This is a genomic window from Candidatus Cyanaurora vandensis (genome assembly GCF_013285555.1).
GTDB lineage: Bacteria > Cyanobacteriota > Cyanobacteriia > Gloeobacterales > Anthocerotibacteraceae > Cyanaurora > Cyanaurora vandensis.
Window position 1 is genome coordinate 1 of the sequence record NZ_JAAXLT010000152.1, and the last position, 4,650, is coordinate 4,650.

General features: G+C 54.8%; 6 protein-coding genes and 1 pseudogene. 6 read left to right on the plus strand and 1 reads right to left on the minus strand.

Annotation, left to right across the window (positions count from 1 at the left end):
* From HFM78_RS10545 to HFM78_RS10560, 4 genes are all read left to right on the plus strand, one after another.
* The coding region (locus HFM78_RS10545; RefSeq protein ID WP_287129406.1) for a homocysteine biosynthesis protein at positions 1–557 on the plus strand (557 nt) is incomplete at its 5' end.
* 22 nt (positions 558–579) lie between these two features.
* Positions 580–1,137, plus strand: a complete 558-nt coding sequence (locus tag HFM78_RS10550) for a TIGR02652 family protein (RefSeq protein ID WP_287129407.1) — start codon at positions 580–582, stop codon at positions 1,135–1,137.
* On the plus strand, positions 1,127–1,732 hold the full coding sequence (locus HFM78_RS10555) for a zeta toxin family protein (protein ID WP_287129408.1): 606 nt from the start codon (positions 1,127–1,129) through the stop codon (positions 1,730–1,732). Before HFM78_RS10550 ends, HFM78_RS10555 begins: the two co-directional genes overlap by 11 nt.
* The gene (locus tag HFM78_RS10560; RefSeq protein ID WP_287129409.1) at positions 1,707–1,892 is read left to right on the plus strand and encodes a hypothetical protein; all 186 of its coding nucleotides are present in this window, start codon (positions 1,707–1,709) and stop codon (positions 1,890–1,892) included. The genes HFM78_RS10555 and HFM78_RS10560 overlap by 26 nt, the downstream gene beginning before the upstream one ends.
* A 7-nt stretch (positions 1,893–1,899) precedes the next feature.
* Here the strand turns inward: HFM78_RS10560 and murD are convergent, their stop codons facing one another.
* On the minus strand, positions 1,900–3,222 hold the full coding sequence (gene murD / locus HFM78_RS10565) for a UDP-N-acetylmuramoyl-L-alanine--D-glutamate ligase (protein WP_287129410.1): 1,323 nt from the start codon (positions 3,220–3,222) through the stop codon (positions 1,900–1,902).
* Between the two features lie 52 nt (positions 3,223–3,274).
* Here murD and HFM78_RS10570 point away from each other — a divergent pair, with 52 nt between their 5' ends.
* A complete protein-coding gene (locus HFM78_RS10570; protein ID WP_287129411.1) occupies positions 3,275–4,174 on the plus strand; it encodes an alpha/beta fold hydrolase in 900 nt (299 codons plus the stop codon).
* Positions 4,175–4,305: 131 nt separating this feature from the next.
* Positions 4,306–4,650, plus strand: a pseudogene (locus HFM78_RS10575) (RNA-guided endonuclease TnpB family protein); the annotation flags it as partial.

Sequence of the window (4,650 nt, forward strand, 5' to 3'; positions counted from 1 at the left end):
GAATTTGGTTTGGGGGCGGGGTGGGCTATGTGGCCTGGGAGGGTACCCAGCATTTCCCCTTACAAAAACGTCTGCCCAATGGTCTGCCGATTGGTCCGGCGGCAACCGTGGCTCTAATCGGGGATGCTAAACAGATGAATGCCCGTTGGGTACGCGGCTGTCATCTCCAGAATTACGGTACCGCCTTGATGATTGGGATCGGGCTGGCCCTGCCGGTGTTGAATGAGACCGTCGCCCAACACTTGGCGGTCCAAGACCAGGATGTCGTCGCGCCAGTGCTTGATTTTGCCATCCCGCGCCGAGTGCGCCCGGTTTTCGATATGGTCAATTACCAGCAACTCAAATCCGGCAAGATCCAGATCAACGGTCAGAGCGTGCGGACGGCTCCCCTGTCGAGTTTTTTCTTGGCGGCGGAGATTGCTGTGGAACTGAAACAACAGATCCGACAGGGGCAATTCCTCTTGACCCAACCCGTTGCGCCCCTGCCGAAGGACCAGTTTTTGTTATCGCAAGAAGGACGGACACCCCAAGGAATAGCTCCCTGGACCTATAGTTGAAGGGTGGCCTCCGCGTAGGGTGATGATGCTTTTTCAGCCCTCCAGTTATTTCCCCATCTTCGGCCCCGAAATCCTCTGTCCCCACTGCCATCAGCCGATTGCGGCCTTGACCTTGACGGATACTTACCTGTGTCAACGCCATGGGGCCTTTGAAGCCGACCCGAAAACCGAAGAACTGGTCCATCTCCAGTCCTCCCGCCGCTGGCGGCAGTGGCAAGAGGCTTGGTACCGCCAACACACCCACGCCGACGGTATCCGTTTCGAGATCCACGAGGAGCTAGACCGTCTCCACGCCCAAGGCTTGCGGGCGACCCGCATTTTGGTAGCTCAGCGGTACCGGGAGCTGCTCAGTGGTTCCCTAGAGCGCACTTGGGGTACTGAGGAAGGCCCCCGGTCTTGGAGCGAAAAACGGACCCGCGAAACCACGGGCGAACGTACCAACCCCCGCTTCCGGCTCTATGGGTTGCCCGTGGAATTTAGTACCACTGAGCAACGCTGGACGATTATCAATTTTGAACTCCACAAAGAACCCGGTACGCCCAACCGCGAACGCTATTTCCGTATTTTTGATGCCGAGTGACTCCGTGCCTCAGGTTTATCTGATTGGCGGTCCTAACGGAGCTGGCAAAACAACTAGTGCGCTGGCTCTATTGGAAAATGAACTGTTGGGTGTAGCTTTTGTCAATGCTGACCTGATTGCAGTCCAGCTAAATCCGGCTACCCCAGAAGCGATGGCTTTTCAAGCCGGACGACTCATGCTAAAACGCATTGAACAATTATCAGCGGCTAGAACAAGCTTTGCTTTTGAATCCACCCTAGCCACCAAAGGTTTTGCTCCTTTTCTACGGCAATGCCAAGAGCACGGCTATTTTGTCACTCTACTTTATTTCTGGTTGAACTCTCCTGAACTTGCTGTCGAGCGAGTACAACGGCGCGTCAGTTTAGGCGGACACCATGTGCCCGAGACGGATGTTCGGCGGCGGTATGAGCGCGGACTAATTAACCTCCATAGTTTGTACATCCCTATTGCTGACTATTGGACAGTCCTTGATAACTCTTCTGGTAAAGCTCGGTCTATTGCTGAACAATATCAAGGAACGTCTGTCATCATCTACGATGAAGATACTTGGCACACAATTAGGACAGGCCATGAAAGCACAAACCCAAATGAGTGAAGTATCCCATCCCTTACCCTTAGGGAGGTTTGTGGAGACTATTCGCAAAGCCACTGCCCGCGCTATCGCTGAGCAACGGGCCATGGGACTATCCATTGCAGTCTGGCGGAACGGGAAAATAGAACACATTCCCGCCGACCAACCCTTTCCGCCGACCTGAGAATTTATTAAGTCCCTAGTTGATGGCACAATTGCCGAAAACAATTGCCCCTTGCCTCAAAATTCGCAAACTGGTCATAGCTGGCACAGGCCGGGGATAGAAGAACTGTCGCCGCGCCTTTATTTTTAGCCCAAGTCCAGGCGAGGGGCACGGCCTCCGCGAGGTCTTGACAGATAGTGAATGCCTGATAGCCCGACTGCCGGAGTAACTCAGCGAAGACCGGGGCGGCTTGTCCGTAGAGGATGACCCCGAGGGTAGCCCGGTGGATCTGTTGGAGCCAGAGTTGGGGGTTGCCCTGTTTGGCCTGTCCACCCGCGAGGAGAATCACAGGCGCGGTCATTGCCGTGAGACCCGTAGCGGCGGCTTCATAATTGGTGGCCTTACTGTCATTGATAAAAGCGACGCCGGCCCGGTCAGTAATCTTCTCTAACCGATGGGGCACCCCCTGAAATCCACGTACTGCCTGAGCGATATGGGAGACCGCGATCCCGGCTAGATGGGCACAGGCCACCGCCATCAAAATATTTTGGACGTTGTGCCAGCCCGGAATCTGGATCTCTGCCACGGCTAGAACCCGTTCTTCTTGGACCCAAATCTGGCCCTCCCGGACATGGATGGGGGCGGTGGGGTCATGGAGTGAAGTCCAGATTGCTTGAGGCCAGCGGGGAAGTAGGGTCCGCAAATAGGGGTCATCGCCATTGAGGACGACCTGTTCGGCTTGGTCCAGCAGACTAGCTTTGATCGCGGCATAACTCTCAATCGTGCCATGGCGGTTGAGGTGGTCCGGGGTGAAGGTAGTCCAGAGAGCGATTTTAGGCCGGATATTTGGGCTTTGTTCAATCTGGAAACTGCTCAGTTCAGCCAGCACCCAATCGGGTAGAGGACCGAGGGCGACATCTGAAATAGGCCGACCAATATTGCCACAGGCGGGGGCGACCCAGCCTGCCCGTGCCCAGATCTGAGCCAGCAGCATAGTAGTAGTGGTTTTGCCGTTGGTACCCGTTACCCCGACCCAGGGCACTTGCCCCAGCACATCCCAGGCCAAGTCCACTTCGCCTTGCACAACTAATCCCAAAGCGCGGCTCTGTTGTAAAAAAGGTGCGTCCCAGGGCACACCGGGACTAACCACAACCCGCACCAATCCTGGGGTTGGACAGAAATTCTCCCCCAAGCGGACGGTTATGCCTAGGGTCTGTATTTCAGTAGCTCGGGCAACAAGAGCCGGGGTCTGATTACTGTCCCAGAGGGTGACGGTGTAGCCCAAGTGGTTGAGGAGTAATGCCGCCGCCCGTCCCGATTCCCCAAACCCAATTACTGCTACTTTGCCCATGTCACCGCCCTTACACCGGGCTAATTGTGCCATGTTCGCTACACTTGGGACCATGCACCCCGCTTTTTTACCCGCGCAAGTGGCGCAACTCACCGAACCAGCGGCAATCAAGCTAGTCGAGCGCATCCAACGCCAGTCCATCGTTACGCCCCTGATCGCTCAGCCCATCCCGACGAGCTATGTCCAAGCCGGAGCCGGGGAGCCACCGATTTTACTCCTTCACGGGTTTGACAGTTCGCTCTTGGAATTCCGCCGACTCTTCCCGTTATTGGCTCAACAGAGAAGCACCTGGGCTGTGGATATGGTGGGGTTTGGGTTTACGCAACGGCTGCGGGGAATTCTCTACAGTCCCAAAGCAATCCGCACCCATCTCTATCACTTTTGGCAAACTCTCATCAGGCAGCCTGTCGTCCTCGTCGGAACTTCCATGGGCGGCGGGGCGGCGATTGATTTCGCGTTGACCTACCCCGAGTGCGTAGCGCAACTGGTCTTGATGGATAGTGTGGGCTATACCAGCGGGGTCCCGCCCGCCGTCCGCTACCTGTTCCCGCCTTTTGATTATTTGGCAGTACAGGTGTTGCGGAGTCCCCGACTGCGCCAGCGGGTGAGCGTCCTCTCCTACCACAACCCGGCTTTAGCTACAGTGGACGCAGCGCGGTGTGGAGCTTTACCACTCTTCATGCCCGGTTGGTACCAGGCCAGCATCTTATTTATGAAGAGTGGCGGTTATGAGAACTTGGCTGGACGCATCCCTCAGTTGACCCCGCCGACCCTAATTCTCTGGGGCGAACAGGACCGCATCCTCGACCCCGCCCAAGCCCAACTCTTCCAAAAAGCCATTCCCAAAGCCCGCCTCCACTGGATCAAAAATTGTGGACATGTTCCCCATTTAGAGCAACCGCAGCAGACGGCGGACCATATTCTTGTTATTCCTGAGGATCTGGAACGTTAGAAGATTTTGTTACGTTATCAAAAGCGGCGTAAAACCCCTAGCTTTAGCTATGGGGATATATGCCGTATCAGCCAATGGCGAATAGGATAGCTAAGCGGCAACTTTCAGCTTAAATAAACTATAATACTAGTATGTTAGTCCTTGAGTCAAAGTTGGTCGCCGCCCCTGAGCAGTTCGCCTTAATTGATGAAGCGATCCGCACCTTCCAATTCATCCGCAATAAAGCCTTGCGCTATTGGATCGACACCAAAGGGGCTACTAAGTATGACCTTAACAAACAATATGCAATCCTAGCCAAAGAGTTTGAATGGGCAGGAAAGCTAAACTCGATGGCTCGCCAATCCGCAGCCGAACGAGCATGGTCGGCAGTCTCTAGATTCTTTGACAACTGTAAAAAGAACATTGTGGGCAAGAAAGGCTATCCCAAGTTCCAAAAAGATAACCGCTCCGTTGAGTATAAAACTACCGGATGGAAA